Source organism: Rhodovastum atsumiense, assembly GCF_937425535.1.
In the GTDB taxonomy this organism is placed as follows: Bacteria; Pseudomonadota; Alphaproteobacteria; order Acetobacterales; family Acetobacteraceae; genus Rhodovastum; species Rhodovastum atsumiense.
Window position 1 is genome coordinate 269,310 of sequence record NZ_OW485601.1, and the last position, 21,511, is coordinate 290,820.

Here is a 21,511-nt window from a genome sequence, read left to right on the forward strand (position 1 = left end):
CGCTTTCCATCCGGATGCCGCCAGATTGATGCCATGTCTCACGCAGCCCGGCGCGAGCACCTGCCTGGAGGCAGGCGTCGCAGCCGTGGGACGGCCTGCCGGACGGTCCCCCTCTTCCCGCCTCCGCCGGAACCGGGCGGCCATGGCATGCAAGGAGATCCAGCATCATGTCTGAAAAGAAACTGAAGCAGATCGCGATCTACGGCAAAGGCGGGATCGGCAAATCCACCACCACCTCGAACATCAGCGCCGCCCTCGTCGAAGCCGGCTACAAGGTGATGCAGTTCGGCTGTGACCCGAAGGCGGATTCGACCAACACCCTGCGCGGCGGCGAATACATCCCCTCGGTGCTCGACCTGCTGGCCGAACGCCGCCGCGTGGATGCGCACGAGGCGATCTTCCAGGGCTTCGGCGGCATCTACTGCGTCGAGGCCGGCGGCCCGGCCCCCGGCGTCGGCTGCGCCGGGCGCGGTATCATCACCGCGGTCGAACTGCTCAAGCAGCAGCAGATCTTCGAGGAGCTTGATCTCGACTTCGTGATCTACGACGTGCTCGGCGACGTGGTGTGCGGCGGCTTCGCCGTGCCGGTGCGCGAAGGCATCGCCGAACACGTCTTCACCGTGTCCTCGGCCGACTTCATGGCGATCTACGCCGCCAACAACCTGTTCCGCGGCATCGAGAAATACTCCAATTCCGGCGGCGCCCTGCTCGGCGGCATCATCGCCAACTCGATGAACACCGACTTCCAGCGCGCCATCATCGACGATTTCGCCGAACGCACGCAGACGCAGATCGTGCAGTACGTGCCGCGCTCGATCACGGTCACCCAGGCGGAACTCAAGGGCAAGACCACCATCGAGGCCGCGCCGGATTCGCCGCAGGCCGATGTCTACCGCGAACTTGCCCGCCGCATCGCCGCGCATACCGAATCGAAGGTGCCGACGGCGCTCAATCCGCGCGAACTGCGCGAATGGTCGGCCGGCTGGGCGGACCAACTGGTGGAAATCGAACGGGCCGCCGAGCATGCCCGCGCCGCGGCCTGAACCACCGGCGGCATCCCCCGGCGATCCGGCCGGTTGAACGGAGCCCCCGTCAGAGGAGGTGCCCCCTTGTCTGCTACGGTGTCTGCCACGGCCCCTCTCCGGCTGCTGCTGAGCACCCTGGCCGTGATCATCGCCCTGGGCAGTTGGCAGGCGCTCACCGCCGGCGGGCTGGTCGGACCCGAGCTGCTGGCGAGTCCGGCCCAGGTGGTCGCCGCCGCGGGGGAAATCCTGCGCGACGGCTATCGTGGCACCACCCTGGCGCAGAACCTGGCGGCGACGCTGGGACGTTGCCTGGCGGGCTTCGCCCTGGCGGTGCTCATCGGGGTGCCTCTGGGCCTGCTGATGGGCCTGCAGCCACGTATCGCGGCCGTGCTGGGCGATCTGCTGCAGTTCCTGCGCCCCCTGCCGCCGCTGTCCTACATGATCCTGCTGATCCTGTGGTTCGGTACCGGTGACGGCTCGAAGGTCGCGCTGCTGTTCCTGACCGCGCTGCCGATCATCACCAGCGCCACCATGGCCGGCGTCCGGCTGGTGCCGCATGCGCGCATCCTCGCCGCCCGCAGCCTCGGGGCCGGGTTCGGGCAGGTGATCCGGCACGTGGTCCTGCCGTCATCTCTCCCCTCGATCTTCACCGGCCTGCGCATCGCCCTGGCTGCCGCGTTCTCCACCGTGGTGGCGGCCGAGTTGCTGGCGGCAACCGACGGGCTGGGCTGGATGGTGCTCTCGGCCAGCCGCTTCCTGCGCAGCGACGTCATTCTGTTGGGCATCCTGCTGCTCGGCCTGTCGGGCATGGCGCTCAGCCATGCCCTGCGCCTGCTCGAACGACGCCTGGTCCACTGGCATGGCCATGTCTGACGCGGCATCAGAGCCGGCCAGGGCTGCCCCCCTGCAGCCATGGCGCTGGCGCCTGGGGAGCCTCGCGGTGCTGCTGGCGCTCTGGATCGCGGCAACCGGCAGCGGCATGGTCTCCGGCGTGTTCCTCCCCACGCCCGCGGACCTCTGGGACGCCGGGCTCGAACTGGTCCGCGACGGCTACAAGGACCGCCCGCTGCTCGATCACATCGGGCTGTCGCTGCTGCGGGTGCTCGGTGGCTTCGGGCTTGGCGCCCTGGCCGGAACCGCGCTCGGGCTGCTCATGGGCTGGCGCGGCTGGATCGACGCCCTGTTCACGCCGTTCATCGAGTTTCTGCGTCCCCTGCCGCAGCTTGCCTATCTGGTGCTGCTGATCATCTGGCTGGGCATCGGTGAGACGCCGAAGATCGTGTTGCTGTTCCTCGCGGCCTTGCCGGTCGCCGCCGTCGCCGCGCGTGACGGGGTGCGCCGGGTCCAGTTCGTGCGCGTCGCGGCCGCCCGCAGCCTGGGGGCGAGCGAGTGGCAGATCTTCCGCCACGTGGTGCTGCCCTCCGCCCTACCAGACATCGTCATCGGTGCGCGGCTGGCGCTCGGCATCGTCTACGGCACGCTGATCGCCGCCGAGATCATCGCCGGCAGCTCCGGGATCGGCTGGATGATCCTGGATGCCGGGCGGTTCCTGCGCTCCGACCAGGTGTTCGTCGGCGTGCTAGTGATCGGCCTGATGGGCGTGGCGCTGGACCGGCTGCTGGTCCTGGTGGAGCACCGGATCGTGCATTGGGCCGGACGCTGACATGCCCGGCCGGTATCGCAAGGGAGACAAGGATGACGTTTGACCCGTCCCGCCGCGCCGTGCTCGGCACGGCGCTTGGCCTCGCGACGGCGGTGCTGGCCCGGCCATGGGTCGCCCGGGCGGCGAAGCCCCCCATCAACATCGGCTTCTTCACCGAGACCAAGCCGACCAATCTCGTCCGGTCGCAGGGCCTGCTGGAGAAAGCCACCGGCCAGACCGTCAACTGGACCGAATACGGCAGCGGCGCGGAGATCAATGCGGCGATCGCCGCCGGCGGCGCCGATATCGGCTTCGGCAGCGGTTCGGTCCCGGTGGCCGCGGCGATCAGCCAGGGACTGCCGGTGCAGTTAGTGGGGCTGGTGGACAATATCGGGCCGGCCGAGGAACTGACCGTGCGCACCGCCGCCAATATCCGGACGGTGGCCGATCTCAAGGGCCGCAAGGTGGCGGCGCCGTTCGGCTCGACCTCGCATTTCCGCCTGCTCGGCCTGCTGAAGCTGAACGGGCTGACCCAGCGCGATGTCACCGTGCTCGATCTGCGCGGCGATGCCATCGTCGCGGCCTGGACCCGCGGCGATATCGACGCCGCCTATATCTGGGCGCCGGCCAAATCGAAGCTGCTGGCCAATGGCGGCACCCCGTTCCGTACCTGGGACAAGCTGGACGCCGCCGGCTATGTGATCGCCGACACCATCCTGGCCCGCACCGGATTCGCCGAGCAGCAGCCGCAGGCGGTCACCGCCCTGCTGAAGGCCAGTGGCCAGACGCTGGACTATTATCGCGCCCAGCCGCAGCAGGCGACGGCGGAGATCGCCAGAACAGCAGGCGTTTCGCCGGAGGTCGCCGCCGCCGACCTGAAGGAATACGAATTCCTGTCGCTGTCCGAGCAACTGAAGCCCGAGTGGCTCGGCCCGCCCGGCAAGCCCGGCCGCTTCGCCGAAGTGCTGCGCCATACCGCGGAATTCCTGGTCGAGCAGAAATCCATCCGCAGCGCCGCCCCGCTCGCGACCTACCAGAAGGCGATTCACACCGAATACCTGAAACAGGCGCTCGCTTGAGCGCCCGGTCCTATGTGGCGTTCACCGATGTCTCGGTGACGTTCGGACAGGGAAAGGACACGGTCCAGGCACTGGATCGTGTCTCCCTCGGCTTCGGCCGGGGAAGCTTCATCAGCGTGGTGGGGCCGTCGGGCTGCGGCAAGACCACGCTGCTGCACGTGCTGGCCGGCTTCCAGAAGCCCAGTTCCGGCCGCGTCACCGTGGGTGGAACGGAGATTCGCGGCACCGGTGCGGATCGGGGCGTGGTGTTCCAGCAGGGCGCCCTGTTCCCCTGGATGACCGTCGCCGGCAACGCGGCCTTCGGACCACGCATGCGCGGAGCCAGCCGGCGCGAGCGTGAGGAGCGTGCCGGGCACTGGCTGCGTGTCGTCGGCCTGTGGGACTTCCGCGACCGCTATCCGTACGAATTGTCGGGCGGCATGCAGCAGCGCCTCGCCATTGCCCGGGCCCTGGCCAACGATCCGGCGATGCTGCTGATGGACGAGCCGTTCGGTGCCCTGGACGCGCTGACCCGCGAACGCATGCAGGAGGAACTGCAGGCGGTGTGGCGCAGCAGCGGCATGACCTTGCTGTTCATCACCCACAGCGTCGAGGAAGCGGTGTTCCTGGGAACCGACGTGGTGGTGATGTCACCGCGTCCGGGACGGATCGTGGGACGGTTCCCCAGCCCCTTCGCCCAGGACGCCGCGACGCGCGGAACCCGGACGGTGAAGTCGGACCAGGCCTTCGTTGCCCTGCGCGAGCAGGTACTTGGCCTCATCCTGGAAGGCGCCGCCTGAGGGGGCCCGATCAGGCCCCCTCGGCATGGTCGGATTTCGGGTCTACGCCCCACCCGCCGGGCCATGGACGATATTGGCCTGACGGGACGGAATGCCGGTCTGCTCGGCGCAGACACGGGCAAAGGCGGCGACGCCGTCACGGATATCCTGATGCGACGGCAGCGCGAAACACAGGCGCAGCCAGCCACTGGCCGCCTCCGGATCGACCGCCCATTCCGGGCCGGGATTGAAGGCGATGCCTGCCGCCGCGGCCGGGGCGACGAGCCGGCGAACGTCGATGCCATCGGACAGCTTCAGCCACAGGAAGATGCCGCCATCGGGTCGATGGAACTCGACGGCGGTGCCGAATTCGCGCGCCAGCGCATCCACCAGGGTGTCGAGCTTTTCCGCCAGCGCACCGGTGAGGGTGCGGACATGGCTGTCGAAATGGCGGGAGAAATACTCGGCCACGACCAGTTGCTCAAGCGCCCCGGTCGAATCGGTCCGCCCGGCCACCAGACGGCCCAGGACTTCCCAGGGCGCGATGACGTAGCCAAGGCGCAAGGCCGGCGCGAGTGATTTGCTGAACGAGCCGATATGGATGACGATCCCGGGATCGAGTGCGTACAGCGCCGGTGGTGCGGCGGCGGCCCAGACCAGATCGGCGTAGCATTCATCCTCGAACACCGGCACGCCATGGGTCCGGGCCAGGGCCAGCAATGCCTGGCGGCGGTCGAGCGGCAGGATGCTGCCGGTCGGGTTCTGGATGGTGGGAATGGTGTAGATGTATTTCGGCCGCACCCCGCGTGCGGCAAGGTCACGCAGGATCTCCGCCAGCTTGCCGATATCCAGCCCATGCTGATCCAGCGGCGCGGGGATGATGGTCGCCCCCAGCTTGCGCAGCTTGCCGATGGCGCCGGCGAAGGAAAATTCCTCCACGATCACGGTGTCGCCCGGCTGAACCAGCAGGCGATTCACCAGATCGATGCCCTGCATGGAGCCGGTGGTGATCAGCACATCATCGGCGGTGGCGGCGATGCCCCGATGCGAGGCCGATTTGCGTGCGATGAAGGTGCGCAGCCCCAGATGCCCAAGGGGCCCCTGACCCAGCCCGTACGTGGCGAGGCTGGCCCCTTCGCGCGCCAGCGCCGCGGCGGCGGCCTCGGCAAGCCCGGCGAGGGGGATCTGGTCGGGGTCGTTGTGGCCACCGACAAAATTGTAACGCGGAAAGCCGCCCCAGCGTGAGGCCGGCGGCGGAGCATCGCTCGCCAGCACCGCCGTGTAGTCGAAGCTGGCGCTGTTCATGTCGAACCCTTGTGGAGAGAAGATTGCGGCCGGCCCTGTCGCGCGCCGGCCGCATTGGTCCAGGGGCATTGCCCCTGGACCCGCCGGCTCAGAAGTCGAGGTCGCCGCCGCCCGGGGGCGCCGCGGGCGGAGCCTTCTTCTCCGGCCGCTCCGCGATCAGCGCCTCGGTGGTGACCAGCAGGGCGGCAACGGAGGCCGCATCCTGCAGCGCCGTGCGCACGACCTTGGTCGGGTCGATGATGCCGGCCTTCACCAGGTCCTTGAACTCGGCGGTCTGCGCGTCGAAGCCCCAGTTGTACTCGTCCTTGTCGAGCACCTTGCCGGAGATCACCGCACCGTCCTCGCCGGCGTTCTCGGCGATCTGGCGCAGCGGCGAGAGCACCGCCTTGCGGACGATCTCGATGCCGAAGCGCTGGTCGTCATTGTCGGCCTTCAGCTTGCTCAGGATCAGGCTGGCCCGCGCGAGCGCCACGCCGCCACCCGGAACGATGCCTTCCTCGACCGCGGCGCGGGTCGCATGCAGCGCGTCATCGACGCGGTCCTTGCGCTCCTTCACCTCGACCTCGGTGGCGCCGCCGACACGGATCACCGCCACGCCGCCAGCGAGCTTCGCCAGCCGCTCCTGCAGCTTCTCGCGGTCGTAGTCCGAGGTGGTTTCCTCGATCTGCGCGCGGATCTGGTTCACCCGGCCCTTGATGTCGTCCTTCTTGCCGGAGCCTTCGACGATCGTGGTGTTTTCCTTCTCGATCAGCACGCGCTTGGCCCGGCCGAGCTGGTTGAGCGTGACGTTCTCGAGCTTGATGCCCAGATCCTCGGAGACGACGGTGCCGCCGGTCAGGATGGCGATATCTTCCAGGATGGCCTTGCGGCGATCACCGAAGCCCGGCGCCTTCACCGCCGCGACTTTCAGGCCGCCGCGCAGCTTGTTGACCACCAGGGTGGCCAGCGCCTCGCCTTCCACGTCCTCGGCGATGATCAGCAGCGGACGGCCCGACTGCACCACGCTTTCCAGCAGGGGCAGGATCGGCTGCAGGCCGGAGAGCTTCTTCTCATGGATCAGGATGTAGGGCTGATCCAGTTCGGCATTCAGCTTCTCGGCATTGGTGACGAAATACGGAGACACGTAGCCGCGGTCGAACTGCATGCCCTCGACGACGTCGAGCTCGGTCTGGATGCCCTTGGCCTCCTCGACCGTGATCACGCCCTCGTTGCCGACCTTCTGCATCGCCTCGGAAATGATGTGGCCGATCTCGGCCTCGCCATTCGCCGAGATGGTGCCCACCTGCGCGGTCTCGGCCGGGCTGGTGATCTTCTTCGACTTCTTCTTCAGCTCCTCGACCACGGTGGCGGTCGCCTTGTCGATGCCGCGGCGCAGGTCCTGCGGATTGAGCCCGGCGGCAACCGCCTTGGCGCCCTCGCGCACGATCGCCTGAGCCAGCACGGTCGCGGTGGTGGTGCCGTCGCCGGCAAGGTCGTTGGTCTTCGACGCCACCTCACGCACCAGCTGCGCGCCCAGGTTCTCGAACTTGTCGGCCAGTTCGACTTCCTTGGCGACGGTCACGCCGTCCTTGGTGATCCGCGGCGCACCGAAGCTCTTGTCGATCACGACGTTGCGGCCCTTGGGGCCGAGCGTGACCTTCACCGCATCGGCCAGGATATCGACGCCACGCAGCAGCCGGGCGCGGGCATCCCCGCCGAAACGCACATCCTTTGCAGCCATGGTCTGATCCTTTCGTGTCGGGGGGATGCGTCAGGCGGCCTTGCGGGAGCCCTTGGCCGAGCCTTCGATGATGCCGAACAGGTCGGATTCCTTGACGATCAACAGGTCCTCGCCATCGATCTTGACCTCGGTGCCGGACCACTTGCCGAACAGCACGCGATCACCGGCCTGCACCGACAGCGGCACCAACTGACCGCTCTCGTCACGCGCGCCCGGACCAACCGCGACCACCTCGCCTTCGCTCGGCTTCTCCTGGGCGGTGTCGGGAATGATGATGCCACCCGCGGTCTTTTCCTCGGCGGTGAGGCGGCGGAGCACGACACGGTCGTGCAGCGGCCGGAAATTGGCCATGGGATGCTCCTTCGTCCTGCTGGTCATTGACGGCCGGCATTGCCAGCACTCGGGCTGGCCGGCTGCCAGGAATATGGCTATCACGCCCATGCGGTGTCAATTGGGTTTTCATACGATTTTTTGCGTGTGATTGGCGGGGCCGGCGGCCAGCCCCGGACTCCGGCCGATCGAAGAACGAACACAGAATCCCTATTCATAGTCGGAAAATATGACAGGCACCGGGCGCGTTACACGAATATGCATCGGCCATATATTGACCAACGGCATTTAATGGTGAATCCATATTGCTCGCGCCGCTGTGCATGGCGCGACCCGGCATCGAATAAGGACAAGCGAATGCCGAACACCCTGAACAGGCTATCGGTTGGCGTGCGGCTCACGGCGAGACCCTCCCAGGACCACGGCCCTGGCCAGGGAGGCAGACGATGAACAGGCCGCCTTTTCCGTCAAAGTCCCTGTCACGCCGCCGGGTGCTCGGCACGGCGGCCCTGGCCGGTGCCGCGGTCCCATTGGGCCTGCCGGTGATGCGCGCCCTCGCCAGCCCGGTGCAGCCGGCCATCGATCCCACCAGCATCTGCCACGCCGGCGGCGTGTGGCAGGCCGCCGCGCCCGGGCCGCTGGCGGCACCGGCGATCGGCAGCGGCCGCAAGAAGCTCACCGTGTCGTGGAACCAGAACGCACTCTGCGTCTCCTTCGTCCCGGTGGCGGTGCATGGCGGCTTTTTCGAACGCCATGGCCTGGACATCGACCTGGTGAATTTCGGCGGCTCCACCGACCAGTTGCTGGAAGGGGTCGCCACCGGCAAGTCGGACGTGGCCGAGGGCATGGTGCTGCGCTGGCTCAAGCCGCTGGAAGGCGGCTTCGACGTCAAGCTGGTCGCCGGCCTGCATGGCGGCTGTTCCTACCTGGTGGCGTCGCGCGCGGCGGGAATCGTCGATTTCCAGACCCTGCGCGGCAAGACCATCGGCGTCTCGGATTTCGCCAGCCCCGACAAGAACCTCTATTCCATCGTGCTGCGGCGCAAGGGCATCGACCCGGATCGCGACGTGGAATGGAAGCAGTTTCCCACCGACATGATGCCGGTCGCCGTGCAGAAGGGCGAGATCCAGGCCTATGTCGCCGGTGACCCGCTGGTCTACCTGCAGGTGGAGAACAGCCAGGGCAAGCTGTTCCGGCTGGCGTCCAATGCCACCGGCGATTTCGCCGAGCGCACCTGCTGCGTGCTCGGCCTGCGCGGCAGCCTGATCCGCCAGGACCCGGAAGCGGCGCGCGCGGTCACGCTCGCGTTGCTGGAAGCCTGCCACGATGTCCACCAGAACCCCGACCGGGCCGTCGAGTATTTCTCCCGCTACACGCCGCCCAGCGTGCCGACGAAGGCGCTGAGCGAGATGCTGAAGAGCTATCCCTTCGGCGACCAGCCGGTCGGCAGTGATTTCCGCCGGCAAATCGTGCTGTACGCCCAGGAGTTGAAGCAGGCCGGCGTGCTGAAGCCCGGCACCGATCCGGAACGCTACGCCCAGCGCATCACCGCCAACGTGGTGTAAGTCCGGCATCCCGGCCTCCGCGATGGCGGAGCGCCGGGAGAGCATGGGCGCATGACGACGATCATCCGCATCCCCCTGGAGCACCCGTGCAGCCGCACGGGTGTCCTATGCTGCCTTTGCCGGTCGGGCCGTCCGCCGCGGGCGGCCCCCGCACCGTTCCGAGCAGCACGGCGAAATTGACGACCCTGCATTGTTGTTTGTATATTGAACATCATTTTATCGCCAATTAAGAGTCTACCCTCCGAAACGAGCCGGCGACACGCCAGTCACCCAGAAACGGAGGCTTATCGGACCAACCATGACCCTGCTTCAAACCGTCCGGCGCCTTGCCGCAACCGGAGCGCTTGCCCTGCTTGCCGGCACGCTGCTCCAGGCCCCGGCCCAGGCCGGCACCACGCTCGACGCCATCAAGGCGCGCGGCGTCATCAAGGTCGGCGTCGGCACCTCACCTGGCTTCTTCGCCCCCGACAGCAACGGCCGCTGGCAAGGCTTCTTCGTCGATTTCGGGCGGGCGCTGGCGATCACGGTGTTCAACGACCCGGAGAAGGTGGAATTCATCTCCTCCTCGCCGCAGCAGCGCCTGTCGGCGCTGCAGGCGGGGGAGTTCGACATCCTGCTCTCCGGCGTGACCCAGACCATCACCCGCGCCACCAAGCTTGGCTTCCATTTCGGCCCGGTGGTGTTCTATGACGGCCAGGGCCTGCTGGTGCCGAAATCGCTCGGCGTCACCAAGGGCAGCCAGCTCAACGGCGCCACGGTGTGCGTGCAGACCGGCACCACTGGCGAACTCAACATCGCCGATTTCTTCCGCCAGCAGAAGCATACCTTCAAGCCGGTGGTGATTGAGGACAGCGCCGAGTTCCGCAAGGCCTTCGCCGCCGGCCGCTGCGACGTGCTGACCCAGGATGCCTCCGATCTCGCCATCCAGCGCACCCAGTTGCCCAAGCCCGATGACTACGTGTTGCTGCCGGAGCGCATCTCCAAGGAACCGCTGGCACCGGCCCTGCGCTACGGCGACGACCAGTGGCTGGAGATCGTCAACTGGACGGTCTATGCTACCATCCAGGCTGAGGAATTCGGCATCACCAAGGCCAATGTCGACAGCTTCCTGACCAGCACCGATCCGACCATCCGCCGCTTCCTCGGCGTCGATACCAGCCTGGGCGAGGCCACCCGGCTGGATCCGAAATTCATCTATACGATCATCAAGACGCTGGGCAATTACGGCGAGATCTTCGAGCGCAATGTCGGCCGCACCACCAAGGTCGGCTTCGAACGCGGCTACAACCAGCTATGGACCAAGGGAGGGCTGCTCTATTCGCCGCCGTTCCGTTGAACCGCAGGTGAGTGCCACCACGACATCCACGCCGGGCCCCCGTGGGCCCGGCCTTCGTCGCCTGATCGGCCAATGGATCGGCGAACACCCGACCGGCCAGGTGCTGCTGTTCGGTGGCGTGCTGCTGCTTTGCGGCTGGGTGGGGAGCAACACGGTGCAGAACATGCACCGCTTCGGGCTCACGCCCGGCTTTGCCTTCCTCAACCAACCGGCCAATTTCGAGATCGGCCAGGCGCTCATTCCCTTCTCCTCCGGCGCCAGCTACGCCCGGGCGATCCTGGTCGGCCTGCTCAACACGATCGAGGTGGCGACCATCGGCTGCCTGCTGGCCACCTTGCTCGGCCTGCTGCTGGGCATCGCCCGCCTGTCCGGCAACCCGCTGCTCGGTGGCATGGTGCAGGCCTATGTCGAGCTGATCCGCAACACCCCCCTGCTGCTGCAGTTGTTCTTCTGGAGCGCCACCGTGCACGCGCTGCCGCCGCCCCGCCGGGCGCTGGAACCGTTCGCCGGCTGGTTCCTCAGCAACCGCGGCGTGTTCCTGCCGGTGCCGGTGCTCGACAATCCGCCCGACTGGCTGGGTCCGGCCCTGTTGGCCGGGCTTTCCCTCGCCATTGCCGCGATCCTGCTGCGCCGGTGCCTGCCGCGGCCCATCGGCGCCCTGGTCGCGATCGGCGCCCTGGGCAGCCCGTTGCTTGCCGCCATCGCCGGAGGCATGTGGCTGCATTTCGACGTGCCGGCATTGGAAGGCTTCAACTTCAACGGCGGCGTCACGCTCGCCCCCGAATTCGCCGCGTTGCTGGTCGGCCTGGTGATCAACTCCGCCGCCGGTATCAGCGAAATCGTCCGTGCCAGCATCGTCGCGGTGTCACGCGGCCAATGGGATGCGGGACGGGCGCTCGGCTTCTCCTTTTGGCGTACCCTGCGCCTGGTGGTGCTGCCACAGGCGCTGCGGACCGCCCTGCCGCTGCTCACCTCGACTTATCTCAGCCTGACCAAAAGCTCCAGCCTTGCGGTGGCGATCGGCTTCCCCGACCTCACCAGCGTGATTGGCACCAGCGCCAACCAGACCGGCCAGGTGCTTGAGACCATGCTGATCCTGGCCGGCGTGTACCTCACCCTCAGCCTGGCGACATCGGTGGTGATGAATCTTGTCAATACCCGCCTGGCACTGCGGGGCTAGGCCGGGCCATGTCCGACCTTGCCGCCGCGCCCCGTGCCTGGCTGCAGCCCCTGCTCAGCGGCGTCAACAGCCTTGGCGGCAGTTGGCGCCGGGCCCTGTTCGGCACCCCCCTCAACACCGCGCTGACCCTCGGCTGCCTGGCCCTCCTGGCCTGGGCGGTGCCACCGCTGCTGCGCTGGACGATCCTCGACGCTACCTGGGCCGGCAACGCCGAGGCCTGCGCCGCCCGGGGAGGCGCCTGCTGGGCCTTCATCGTCGAGAAGCTGCGCTTCATCACCTTCGGCCCCTACCCCGCCGGGCAGCGCTGGCAGGCCGCGATGGCGACGATCCTGCTGCTCGCCCTGGTGGTTGCCAGTTGCGTGCCCCGCCTGTGGCATCGCCTGCTGCCCCCGGCCTGGGTCGCGGTGATCGCGCTGGCGGTCGTGCTGATGACCGGCTCGCTCACCGGGCCGGTGGTGGCGAGCGACAAATGGGGCGGCATGCCGCTGACGATCCTGCTCTGCGTGGTCGGGCTGGCCGGTGCCTTCCCCCTCGCCGTGCTGCTGGCGATCGGGCGGCGCTCCAACATGCGCGTGGTCCGGCTGCTCGCCACCGCCTGCATCGAGGTGGTGCGCGGCCTGCCCCTGATCGCGGTGCTCTATATCGCCACCCTGCTGGTGCCGCTGATGCTGCCGCCTGGCCTGGTGCTCGACAAGCTGCTGCGCACCCAGGCAGGAATCATCCTGTTCGCGGCTGCCTACATGGCCGAGATCATCCGGGCGGGATTGCAGGGCGTGCCCGTCGGACAGTACGAAGCGGCGCGGGCGCTCGGGCTCGGCTTCTGGCCGATGATGCGGCTGGTGGTGCTGCCACAGGCCCTGCGCACCGTCATTCCCGCCTTCGTCACGCTCGGCATCGGCATCCTGCAGGATACCACGCTGGTGGTGACGATCGGGCTGTTCGATTTCCTCAACGCCGCCCGCACCGCCGCGAGCGACCAGGACTGGCTCGGCTTCTACGATGAAGCGTTCAGCTTCGCGGCGGTGGTCTATTTCGTGCTGTGCTTCATCGCCTCGCGCTACAGCCTGTGGCTGGAACGGCGCCTGCGGCCGGGAGGGTAACGCCGCCCCCCGCGCGTCGCAGCCGCCGCATGAAACCTGTTTCCCTCGCCGCCCTGCCATAGAAAAGGCCCCTCCTTCATGACCGCACATGCCTTCCTGCCCGCCCTTGCCGCCGAGAAGCTACGTGCCGAGTTGCGCGGCATCCTCGGTGCATCGCATGTGCTGACCGATGCTGACGCCCTGCCCTTCCTCACCGACCAGCGTGGCCAGTTGACCGGCCGCGCAGTTGCCGTGGTGCGCCCGGCCAACACCGCGGAGGTCGCACAGGTGGTGGCGCTGTGTGCGCGGCATGGGACGCCCATCGTGCCGCAGGGTGGCAATACCGGCCTGTGCGGCGGCGCCACCCCGGACGACAGCGGCCGGGCCGTGCTGCTTTCGCTTGCGCGCCTGAACCGTATCCGCAGCATCGATACCGAGAATGACAGCCTGGTGGCGGAAGCCGGCTGCGTGCTCGCCGCGGTGCAGGCGGCCGCGAACGAAGCCGGCCGGCTGTTCCCGCTCAGCCTGGGTTCGGAAGGCAGTTGCACGATCGGTGGCAATCTCGGCACCAATGCCGGCGGCACCCAGGTCCTGCGCTATGGCAATGCCCGGCAACTGACGCTGGGCCTGGAGGTGGTCACGCCGTCCGGCGAGATCTGGGACGGGCTGAAGGGATTGCGCAAGGACAATACCGGGTACGACCTGCGCGACCTCTATATCGGCAGCGAGGGCACGCTCGGCATCATCACCGCGGCGACGTTGCGTCTTTTCCCACAGCCGGCGGCCGAACGCACCGCCTTTGTCGCCTTCCCGTCCCTACCCGCCGCGGTGGAGTTCCTCGCCGTGGCCCGTATCGGCCTCGGCGAGTCCTTGACGGCCTTCGAGGTCATCAGCTCGACCTGTCTCGATCTGGTCCGCCGCCATATCCCGCAGGCATCCTTTCCCGGAGACGCGGAAGAGCGCTCTGCCCCGTGGCACGCCCTGGTGGAAATCGGCGGCAGCGACGACGAATCCGCAACAGCCCAGAGGCTCGAGCGGGTGCTGGCCAACGCGCTGGAACGCGGCCTGCTGCGCAACGCGGTAATCGCCTCCAGCATCGCGCAGAGCCAGGCCCTGTGGCATCTGCGCGACGCCCTGCTCGGCGAGGCTTTGCGACGGGCGGGCGGCGCGACCAGCCACGACATCTCGGTGCCGGTATCACGCATTCCTGCCTTCATCGTGGAAGCCGAGGCCAGGTTGCAGCGCCTGGTGCCTGGGGTACAGATCTACGCCTTCGGCCATCTCGGCGACGGTAACCTGCATTACAACGCGCTGCCGCCGGCGGAATTGCGCTCCCCGCAGACACATGAACAGCTTCGCCGCCTGGTGCATGACGCCGCAGTCGCGCAGGGAGGCTCCATCAGCGCCGAGCATGGGCTCGGGCAGGTCAAGAACAAGGAATTGGCGCGCTACAAGAGCACCGTGGAACTGCAACTGATGCGGGCGATCAAGGCCGCACTCGACCCGCAGGGGCTGATGAACCCCGGCAAGGTGCTGCCGCCCGGGTGATTGTCCGGACTTCCTCCCTGTGCCTGTCCGGAAAAGGTCGTCTCCTGGCCGTCCACCTCCTGGGCAGGCACCTGTTTCCGTGACGAGCGGGGGGGGGAGTGCCAGACTCCATCTCCTTGGGGCAGAAGACGGGCAATATCCGTGGCAAACGTGGAATGCGACCATGCCCGGTTCCAGGGCCGGACCGCCCTGCCCCCTGCGTTCCCGGGGACAGTGAACCGGCCATGACGCCGCAACGCGCCGCCATGGAATACGCAGATGGCCTGCCCGCGCCGCAACGCCGGCGTGCGATGCTGACCATCGCGATCGCCCTCGCCATGGCAGTGGTCGGCAGCGCGATCGCCAATGTTGCCCTGCCCGCGATGGCACATGATCTCGGGGCGCGGCCGGCCGAGGCGGTGTGGGTGGTCAATGCCTACCAGATCGCCGTGCTGATGACCCTGCTGCCCTTTGCCTCGCTGGGGGATATCCATGGCCTGGCACGGGTCTTTGGCATCGGGCTCGCCGTGTTCACCGCTGCCTCGCTGGCCTGCGCCATGGCACCGAGCATGGGCGCGCTGATCGCCGCGCGCGTGGTGCAGGGGCTTGGCGCCGCGGGGATGATGAGCGTCAACGTGGCGCTGGTGCGGGCCACGTTTCCGGCACGGATGTTCGGGCGCGGGCTTGGGATGAATTCGCTGATCGTCGCCGCCTCGTTGGCGGCGGGTCCGTCGGTGGCGGCGGCGGTGCTGGCTGTCGCCGACTGGCCCTGGCTGTTCGCGCTCAACCTGCCCTTCGGGCTGACCGCGCTGGCCATGTTGCGAAGCCTGCCGCAAAGCCCGGCCTCCGGACACGGCTTCGATCTGCCGAGCGCGGTCATGAGCGCGGCCACGTTCGGCCTGTTCACGACCGGACTCAACGGGCTGAGCCATGGCGAGGCGGCGCCGCTGGTGGTGCTGCAATTCGTCGCCACGTTCGGGCTGGGGGGCATGTTCGTTCGCCGCCAACTGATGCTGGCCCAGCCGATGCTCCCCATCCAGATGTTCCGGCGGCCGGTCTTTGCCCTTTCCGTGGCAACCTCGGTTTGCTCGTTCCTGGCGCAGACTCTTGCCTCGGTCGCATTGCCGTTCGGGTTCATCGTCATGATGGGGCGCTCGCAGGCCGAAGCCGGGCTGATGATGACCGCCTGGCCGGTTGCGGTGGCCGTGGTGGCACCGTTGTCGGGATGGTTGTCCGATCGGGCCTCGGCGGGGTTGCTGGGTGGGATCGGCCTGATGGTGATGACGCTGGGCCTGGCGCTGTTGGCGACGATGCCGGCCGATGCCTCGCTGGCGGCGGTGACATGGCGGATGGCGCTGGCAGGCGTGGGCACCGCGCTGTTCCAGTCCCCCAATAACCGGCAAATGCTGAGTGCAATCCCTCGCGAACAGAGCGGCGCCGGCAGCGGTATCCTGGCCACCGCCCGGCTGCTGGGGCAGACGGGTGGTGCGGCCCTGGTCAGCCTGGTGTTCGCGTTGACCGAGGCGGCCGGGGTCGGCCGCGGCGTACTGGCGGCTCTGATGCTGGCGGTTGGCTTCGGCGCGCTGGGGGCCGTGCTGAGTTCATTGCGCCTGATGCGGCGTTGAGCGACGGAACCGGCCCTCCCTGACAGGTGGCCCGATGCGCAAAATTTAACAGTTATTTCTCGTTAAAATTACTAATTACTTGACATGGATGGATACCAGACCAAATCTCCAGCCGGCTGGGCGGTCGGTCCGGCAGACCCTGCAATGGACCCTCCTGCGATGTTGTGCCCGTCGTTGGCCCACCAAACGCCTGCGTCCCCGTCCTTCACAGCCGATCGACCGGGCACGATCCTGCCATGGTGAATCCGGTCTTCGCCGATGGCCGCACCTCGGCCTTCGAGGCGATGTCGCGGCTGGCCATCGAACTCGGTGCCATCAATCTTGGCCAGGGCTTTCCGGAAGCACTGGAACCGCCCGAGCTGATCGAAGTCGCCGCCGCGGCCCTGCACAGCGGCCCGCACCAATATCCGCCGATGCTCGGCCTGCCCACCCTGCGCCAGGCCGTCGCCGAGGCCAATCTGCGCTTCCAGGGCATCCACACGGACTGGGCCACCGAGGTGCTGGTCACGTCCGGCGCCACCGAAGCTCTGGCGTCCTCCTTCCTGGGGCTGCTGGAGACGGGCGACGAGGTGATCGTCTTCCAGCCGGCCTATGACAGCTATGGCAGCATGATCCGGCGGGCCGGCGGCGTTCCCGTGCCGGTGCGCCTCGATCCGCCCGACTGGACGCTGCCGCGGGAACGGATCATCGCCGCGATCACCCCGCGCACCCGTGCAGTGGTGATCAACACGCCGATGAATCCCTGCGGCAAGATCTTCGATGACGCCGAACTGGCCTTCCTGGCCGGGCTGCTGGAACGCCACGATCTGGTCGCCATCTGCGACGAGGTCTACGAGCACCTGACATTCGACGGCCGCCGCCACCGCTCGCTGATGACGCTGCCGGAGGCCCGCGGGCGCTGCCTGCGCATCGGCTCGGCCGGCAAGAGCTTCTCGGTGACGGGATGGAAGGTCGGCTATCTGACCGCAGCGCCGGCGCTGCTCGGGCCGGTGGCGCGGGCGCACCATTACCTGACCTTCACCGTGCCGCCGGCCTTGCAGGTCGCGGTGGCCGCGGGGCTGCGCCTCGGCGACGCCTATTTCGACGGCCTGCGCACCACGCTGCAGGAACGGCGGGAGCGGCTGGCGAGCGGTCTGCGCGCGGCCGGGTTCACGGTGCTTGATTGTCCAGCCACGTATTTCCTCTGCGTCGATATCAGTGCGCAGGCGGCCACGGAGGATGATGTCGCGTTCTGCGACCAACTGCTGCGTGAATCCGGCGTCGCGGCGATTCCGGTCAGTACCTTCTATGCCGAGCGCGACATGCACCGCCTGATCCGGTTCTGTTTCGCCAAACGGGCTGAGACGTTGAACGAAGCGGCGTCACGCCTGCGCGCCTGGGGCAATCACCGCGCTGCCGCCTGATCCAGGCAGGTCCGCATCGACACGCAACATGCAGGCTGTCAGGCCGGATTCCGGCAGCAGCCACGGCACCGGCATGAAAGTAATCCCGGCATGACCACGTCCGATTCCAACCGCCGACCTCATGGCTTCGCCACCCGCGCCATCCATGTCGGATACGATCCCGCCAGCGCCCATGGCGCGCTGACGCCACCGGTGTTCATGACGTCGACCTATGCCTTCGAGACGGTCGAGGACGGGCTGGCGATCTCCTCCGGCGAAAAGCCCGGCTATGTCTATGGTCGGACACGGAACCCGACCCAGACGATCCTGGAAACACGCATCGCCGACCTCGAGGGCGCAGAGGCGGGACTTGCCCTGGCCTCCGGCATGGCCGCGATCTCGGCCACGCTGTGGACGCTGCTCGGCGCCGGGGACCGGGTGGTGATCGACCAGACGCTCTATGGCAACAGCTACGTCTTCTTCACCCGTGGCCTGACCCGCTTCGGCGTATCCGTGACGGTCGCCGACCTGACCGACCCGGACGACTTTGCACAGGCGCTGCGCACCCGGCCGAAGCTGGTCTATTTCGAGACGCCCGCCAATCCCAATCTGCGCGTGATCGACATCGCCGCAGTGGCCGCGCAGGCGCACGCGGCGGGGGCGCGGGTCATCGTCGACAACACGTTTGCGACCCCGGTGCTGCAGCGCCCGATCGAGCTGGGCGCTGACCTGGTGGTGCATTCAGCCACCAAGTTCCTCGGCGGCCATGGCGATCTGCTCGGCGGCGTCGTGGTCGGCAGCCAGACCGACATCGCCCAGATCCGCGGCCACGGCCTGCGCTATCTCACCGGCGCGACGATGGCACCGCTGACGGCCTTCCTGCTGCTGCGCGGGCTGAAGACGCTGGAGCTGCGGGTGCAGCGCCATTCCGCCTCGGCCATGGCGGTCGCCGCCACGCTCGCGGCACATCCGGCGGTGCGGCAAGTCTTCTATCCCGGCCTGCTGGCGAGCCCGTTCCATCCCATCGCTGCGCGGCAGATGCGCGCCTTTGGCGGCCTGCTCGCCTGTGAGCTTTCAGGCGGCATTGAGGCAGGTCGCCATTTCATGAACCAACTGACCCTGGCCCACCGGGCGGTGAGCCTGGGAGATGCCGAAACCCTGGTGCAGCATCCGGCCAGCATGACCCATGCCGCCTATCCGCCCGAGGAACGGCACCGGCACGGCATCTCGGACGGGCTGATCCGGCTCTCGATCGGCCTCGAGACCCCGGAGGACATCATCGAGGACATCCTGCAGGCGCTCGAGGCCAGCCAGCAACGCGGCTGACCTCGACAGGCTGAGGTGGCCCCCGATCTCCGGTCACTCAGAGATCATTGCGAATACCGACGGTGACAATGTTCGTTACGCCCTTCGAGAGTCCCGTTGGCTCGTTGGAGTAGCTGTACTGCAGCCGCAGGCGTGTCGCGTCGCTCAGCGCGTAGGTCACTGAGACCGAGCCGACGAACAGATTGGTATCCCCGGCCTTGGTGGAATTGGTGCCACTGCGCGTGCCGTACTCCAAAAAGGTGTTGAGGCGCAGGTTGGAATTTACGTCGTGCTCCCAGCGGATCGAGCCGAGCAAATCCCTCCCGGGCGCGAAATTGAAGCGTGGGCCCGAATTCGGAGCAAAGCCGATCGGCTTTTGTCGCCGGTAGGTGCCCGTCAGCGCGATGGTATCGCGATCGAACAGCAGCGCCGCACTGACCGAACCATTCGTCGTCCGGTAGAGCACGTTGTTCAATTGCGAGCCAAAGAAGTTATTACTTAACAGCAGCGGCGCGCCGGTCACCGGATCAACGGGGTTACCAAACGGATCAAGAATCGAGGAATTGACTGCATCCTGCAGGTCCTGCAGCGCGGAAGTCACGTCCTCGCTATATCGCGCATAGAAGCGGAGACGCTCTGTCACAGCGTAGCTTGAGTCCAGGCGCAGCGCGGTGACGCCGTACTGCCGGCCGTAGGTTACGATCACTGAACTGTCGGGCTTGGGCGCCCAGCGGAATCCCCCCCGCCAGACGCCCTCGTTCACTCGGTAAGGAGGCACGGTGTGGTAGGCAATGTCCTCGTAGCCCGTCGTGGCAAGCACGGTAAAGCTGCGTGTTATGCCGTAGCCAAGATCAAGCAGGATGGTATTGCGGTGAGCGTTTTGTGACACACCGGTGCCGTCCATCTGCGTTGCCGAGGCGGTGAGCGCCGCCGATGTGCGCCCGAAAGCAGGCCCCAGTGCCAAGACCATGAACTCACGCAGAGAGTTCATGTACTCATAGGAATTGCTGCTCGCCGCGGTCGTCGACAGGGTTTTGCTGAGGGGATCCTGAGAAGTGTAGCTGAGCCTCGTGCCGATTTCGGCCGTCAGTATGTCGCCAAACTGTTCGCGCAGGTATGGCGTTGCTGCAAAGCTGTATGTTTGGTTGGCCGACTGGCGGTTCAGTATCGTCGTGCCGCTCGGACCAACCCCGCCCAGCGTGGACTGCACCACACCAAAACCTTGCAGATCAATGAAGGCATGCTCCGGCCACAGGATGAGGTGAGCGTTCGCATCAAAGTTGTTATCGAACCCGTTCTGGCCTGAGACATTCGTGTAGTACTGCAGCGTCGGGGCCAGGTTGATGGTGCCCCGGATGCGGTCCGCGTTAGCGTTCACAAGGAGTGTGGGCTCGAAGACGCCAATCCAACTGTCGCGAGCCTTGCCGCCTCCCGCCGGCGCCGCGTCGGTCCAGGCGCCGGCAAGGCCTATGGACGGCGAGATCTGCCAGGCCGGCGCTATCTTCTTCTCTGCCTCGCCCTCTTCGTCAGGGGCATTCCCCTCAGTGAGGGCGCTCTCGTCCGCCGGTGCCTTGAACAGCCCCTCCACCTGCTGCCGCAGCCCTGCGCGCCCCGCGCCGATGCCCGTTTGCGCCGACCCCATGGGCTGCAGCACCCCTGGCTGCATCATGTCCTGTTGTAATCCCATAGGCTGCGCAAGCCCCACCGCCGGCCAACTGAGCGCTGCCAGCAGCACGCCTCGCAGGGGACACCAAATGACCTGCGGCATCCGGCGCTATGACTCACTGCCGTGATAATAGGCGCCGAATGTCGCGGTCGTGGTAAAGCGAACCTTGTTCAGCACCAGGCTGATGTTCCGGCACGACCGGATCAGTTCCAGCGATATGTCGATCTCGCTGCGCTGGGTTCTCCCGGCCTCAATGACCATGATCACTTCAGCAGCAAGCGGAGCGAAGGCGACAGCGTCGCTGCTCGACAGGCAGGGGGCACAGTCGAGAACGATGATGTGGCCTGGCAGTTCGCGCGAGATCCGCTCGATCGCCGTTCCTATCGGCCGGACGACGCTGCCGTCCTCGGCCGTCGCATTGGAGGCTCCGATCGGCAGAAAATGCAGGCCCGCCACGCCGGTTTGAAACACGAGATCGCCGAGCGACAGATTGTCGTCCGCCGCATAGTTCAGCAGTCCGGCCGCTGTGCCGACGTCGAGCAGGCTGCTCAATGAGCCCAGCTTCGTGTCGGTATCCACCAGCAACACATCGCCCAGCCAGTTGCCCGCGATGCTGGCCGCCAGATTGAAGGCGGTAAACGTCTTGCCTTCGCCCGGAATGGCAGAGGTGACCAATATCACGTTGGGCAGCGCCTCCGGCGCACGTCCTTCCCGGAGGTAGTGCAGAGCGCGCACGACAGTGACACGAAATTCCTCGGCAATGCGCGAGCGCGCCTTACCGGCCGTCGCGAGACCGCCTTTTAGCATGGCCGGCAAATCGATCCGGCGACTGCTTGGTGGGAACGGGACCGCAGTCATCGGCAGTTGCCGGTGCGTGGCGCCCTTCTCCCGTGCCAGCACCTCGTCCTGCGGCACCCCGTCGGGATCGCGGGAGGCAGCCACGTCCTCGTCAAGACGTGGCAACACAGACAGTCTCAAATTCGGAGG

The 21,511-nt window shown here is 67.1% G+C and carries 18 protein-coding genes; 13 read left to right on the plus strand and 5 right to left on the minus strand.

Going from position 1 to position 21,511, the window contains the following annotated elements:
* The first annotated feature begins 167 nt into the window (after positions 1-167).
* The 5 genes from nifH (at position 168) to NBY65_RS01130 (ending at position 4,525) form a co-directional block, all read left to right on the plus strand.
* A complete protein-coding gene (nifH, locus tag NBY65_RS01110; protein WP_250265612.1) occupies positions 168-1,043 on the plus strand; it encodes a nitrogenase iron protein in 876 nt (291 codons plus the stop codon).
* A 66-nt stretch (positions 1,044-1,109) separates the two neighbouring features.
* Positions 1,110-1,898 carry an ABC transporter permease gene (locus NBY65_RS01115; protein ID WP_150045174.1) on the plus strand — a complete coding sequence of 263 codons (789 nt, stop codon included), beginning with the start codon at positions 1,110-1,112 and terminating at the stop codon, positions 1,896-1,898.
* Positions 1,885-2,688 carry an ABC transporter permease gene (locus tag NBY65_RS01120; RefSeq protein ID WP_162530854.1) on the plus strand — a complete coding sequence of 268 codons (804 nt, stop codon included), beginning with the start codon at positions 1,885-1,887 and terminating at the stop codon, positions 2,686-2,688. The genes NBY65_RS01115 and NBY65_RS01120 overlap by 14 nt, the downstream gene beginning before the upstream one ends.
* A 32-nt stretch (positions 2,689-2,720) precedes the next feature.
* Positions 2,721-3,746: a taurine ABC transporter substrate-binding protein gene (locus tag NBY65_RS01125; protein ID WP_150045176.1), complete on the plus strand. Its 1,026-nt coding sequence runs from the start codon at positions 2,721-2,723 to the stop codon at positions 3,744-3,746.
* A complete protein-coding gene (locus NBY65_RS01130) occupies positions 3,743-4,525 on the plus strand; it encodes an ABC transporter ATP-binding protein (protein WP_239003154.1) in 783 nt (260 codons plus the stop codon). The genes NBY65_RS01125 and NBY65_RS01130 overlap by 4 nt, the downstream gene beginning before the upstream one ends.
* A 42-nt stretch (positions 4,526-4,567) precedes the next feature.
* Here NBY65_RS01130 and NBY65_RS01135 read toward each other — a convergent pair whose 3' ends face one another.
* From NBY65_RS01135 to NBY65_RS01145, 3 genes are all read right to left on the minus strand, one after another.
* Positions 4,568-5,809, minus strand: a complete 1,242-nt coding sequence (locus NBY65_RS01135; RefSeq protein WP_150045177.1) for an aminotransferase-like domain-containing protein — start codon at positions 5,807-5,809, stop codon at positions 4,568-4,570.
* A gap of 88 nt (positions 5,810-5,897) precedes the next feature.
* Positions 5,898-7,529, minus strand: a complete 1,632-nt coding sequence (groL, locus tag NBY65_RS01140) for a chaperonin GroEL (RefSeq protein ID WP_150045178.1) — start codon at positions 7,527-7,529, stop codon at positions 5,898-5,900.
* A 30-nt stretch (positions 7,530-7,559) separates the two neighbouring features.
* The gene (locus NBY65_RS01145; protein WP_150045179.1) at positions 7,560-7,880 is read right to left on the minus strand and encodes a co-chaperone GroES; all 321 of its coding nucleotides are present in this window, start codon (positions 7,878-7,880) and stop codon (positions 7,560-7,562) included.
* A gap of 425 nt (positions 7,881-8,305) precedes the next feature.
* On the opposite strand from NBY65_RS01145, the gene NBY65_RS01150 reads away from it, so the two are divergent.
* The 8 genes from NBY65_RS01150 (at position 8,306) to NBY65_RS01185 (ending at position 18,879) form a co-directional block, all read left to right on the plus strand.
* On the plus strand, positions 8,306-9,424 hold the full coding sequence (locus tag NBY65_RS01150; RefSeq protein ID WP_150045192.1) for an ABC transporter substrate-binding protein: 1,119 nt from the start codon (positions 8,306-8,308) through the stop codon (positions 9,422-9,424).
* Between the two features lie 298 nt (positions 9,425-9,722).
* Complete coding sequence (locus NBY65_RS01155; protein ID WP_150045180.1) at positions 9,723-10,760, plus strand: amino acid ABC transporter substrate-binding protein; 1,038 nt, start codon at positions 9,723-9,725, stop codon at positions 10,758-10,760.
* A gap of 7 nt (positions 10,761-10,767) precedes the next feature.
* Positions 10,768-11,940 (plus strand): amino acid ABC transporter permease, encoded by a 1,173-nt coding sequence (locus NBY65_RS01160; RefSeq protein WP_239003156.1) that lies wholly within the window; start codon positions 10,768-10,770, stop codon positions 11,938-11,940.
* Between the two features lie 8 nt (positions 11,941-11,948).
* Positions 11,949-13,040 carry an amino acid ABC transporter permease gene (locus NBY65_RS01165; protein WP_150045182.1) on the plus strand — a complete coding sequence of 364 codons (1,092 nt, stop codon included), beginning with the start codon at positions 11,949-11,951 and terminating at the stop codon, positions 13,038-13,040.
* Between the two features lie 78 nt (positions 13,041-13,118).
* Entirely contained in the window at positions 13,119-14,567 is a 1,449-nt protein-coding gene (locus NBY65_RS01170; RefSeq protein ID WP_150045183.1) for an FAD-binding oxidoreductase, read from the plus strand.
* A 224-nt stretch (positions 14,568-14,791) separates the two neighbouring features.
* Positions 14,792-16,171 (plus strand): MFS transporter, encoded by a 1,380-nt coding sequence (locus NBY65_RS01175; RefSeq protein WP_203330720.1) that lies wholly within the window; start codon positions 14,792-14,794, stop codon positions 16,169-16,171.
* Positions 16,172-16,407: 236 nt separating this feature from the next.
* Positions 16,408-17,574, plus strand: a complete 1,167-nt coding sequence (locus tag NBY65_RS01180; protein ID WP_150045184.1) for an aminotransferase — start codon at positions 16,408-16,410, stop codon at positions 17,572-17,574.
* 90 nt (positions 17,575-17,664) lie between these two features.
* The gene (locus NBY65_RS01185; RefSeq protein ID WP_150045185.1) at positions 17,665-18,879 is read left to right on the plus strand and encodes a trans-sulfuration enzyme family protein; all 1,215 of its coding nucleotides are present in this window, start codon (positions 17,665-17,667) and stop codon (positions 18,877-18,879) included.
* Between the two features lie 37 nt (positions 18,880-18,916).
* Here the strand turns inward: NBY65_RS01185 and NBY65_RS01190 are convergent, their stop codons facing one another.
* Positions 18,917-20,626: a TIGR03016 family PEP-CTERM system-associated outer membrane protein gene (locus tag NBY65_RS01190; RefSeq protein WP_150045186.1), complete on the minus strand. Its 1,710-nt coding sequence runs from the start codon at positions 20,624-20,626 to the stop codon at positions 18,917-18,919.
* A gap of 6 nt (positions 20,627-20,632) precedes the next feature.
* Positions 20,633-21,487 carry a P-loop NTPase family protein gene (locus tag NBY65_RS01195; RefSeq protein WP_150045187.1) on the minus strand — a complete coding sequence of 285 codons (855 nt, stop codon included), beginning with the start codon at positions 21,485-21,487 and terminating at the stop codon, positions 20,633-20,635.
* Positions 21,488-21,511 lie beyond the last annotated feature (24 nt).

What these genes read in the sequence shown, in the direction of transcription:
- NBY65_RS01165 (WP_150045182.1), top strand. Translation starts at nt 11,949, where the DNA reads ATGTCCGACCTTGCCGCCGCGCCCCGTGCCTGGCTGCAGCCCCTGCTC.
- NBY65_RS01120 (WP_162530854.1), top strand. Translation starts at nt 1,885, where the DNA reads ATGGCCATGTCTGACGCGGCATCAGAGCCGGCCAGGGCTGCCCCCCTG.
- NBY65_RS01135 (WP_150045177.1), bottom strand. Translation starts at nt 5,809, where the DNA reads ATGAACAGCGCCAGCTTCGACTACACGGCGGTGCTGGCGAGCGATGCT.
- NBY65_RS01175 (WP_203330720.1), top strand. Translation starts at nt 14,792, where the DNA reads ATGACGCCGCAACGCGCCGCCATGGAATACGCAGATGGCCTGCCCGCG.
- NBY65_RS01190 (WP_150045186.1), bottom strand. Translation starts at nt 20,626, where the DNA reads ATGCCGCAGGTCATTTGGTGTCCCCTGCGAGGCGTGCTGCTGGCAGCG.
- NBY65_RS01150 (WP_150045192.1), top strand. Translation starts at nt 8,306, where the DNA reads ATGAACAGGCCGCCTTTTCCGTCAAAGTCCCTGTCACGCCGCCGGGTG.
- NBY65_RS01155 (WP_150045180.1), top strand. Translation starts at nt 9,723, where the DNA reads ATGACCCTGCTTCAAACCGTCCGGCGCCTTGCCGCAACCGGAGCGCTT.
- nifH (WP_250265612.1), top strand. Translation starts at nt 168, where the DNA reads ATGTCTGAAAAGAAACTGAAGCAGATCGCGATCTACGGCAAAGGCGGG.
- NBY65_RS01125 (WP_150045176.1), top strand. Translation starts at nt 2,721, where the DNA reads ATGACGTTTGACCCGTCCCGCCGCGCCGTGCTCGGCACGGCGCTTGGC.
- groL (WP_150045178.1), bottom strand. Translation starts at nt 7,529, where the DNA reads ATGGCTGCAAAGGATGTGCGTTTCGGCGGGGATGCCCGCGCCCGGCTG.
- NBY65_RS01145 (WP_150045179.1), bottom strand. Translation starts at nt 7,880, where the DNA reads ATGGCCAATTTCCGGCCGCTGCACGACCGTGTCGTGCTCCGCCGCCTC.
- NBY65_RS01185 (WP_150045185.1), top strand. Translation starts at nt 17,665, where the DNA reads ATGACCACGTCCGATTCCAACCGCCGACCTCATGGCTTCGCCACCCGC.
- NBY65_RS01180 (WP_150045184.1), top strand. Translation starts at nt 16,408, where the DNA reads ATGGTGAATCCGGTCTTCGCCGATGGCCGCACCTCGGCCTTCGAGGCG.
- NBY65_RS01170 (WP_150045183.1), top strand. Translation starts at nt 13,119, where the DNA reads ATGACCGCACATGCCTTCCTGCCCGCCCTTGCCGCCGAGAAGCTACGT.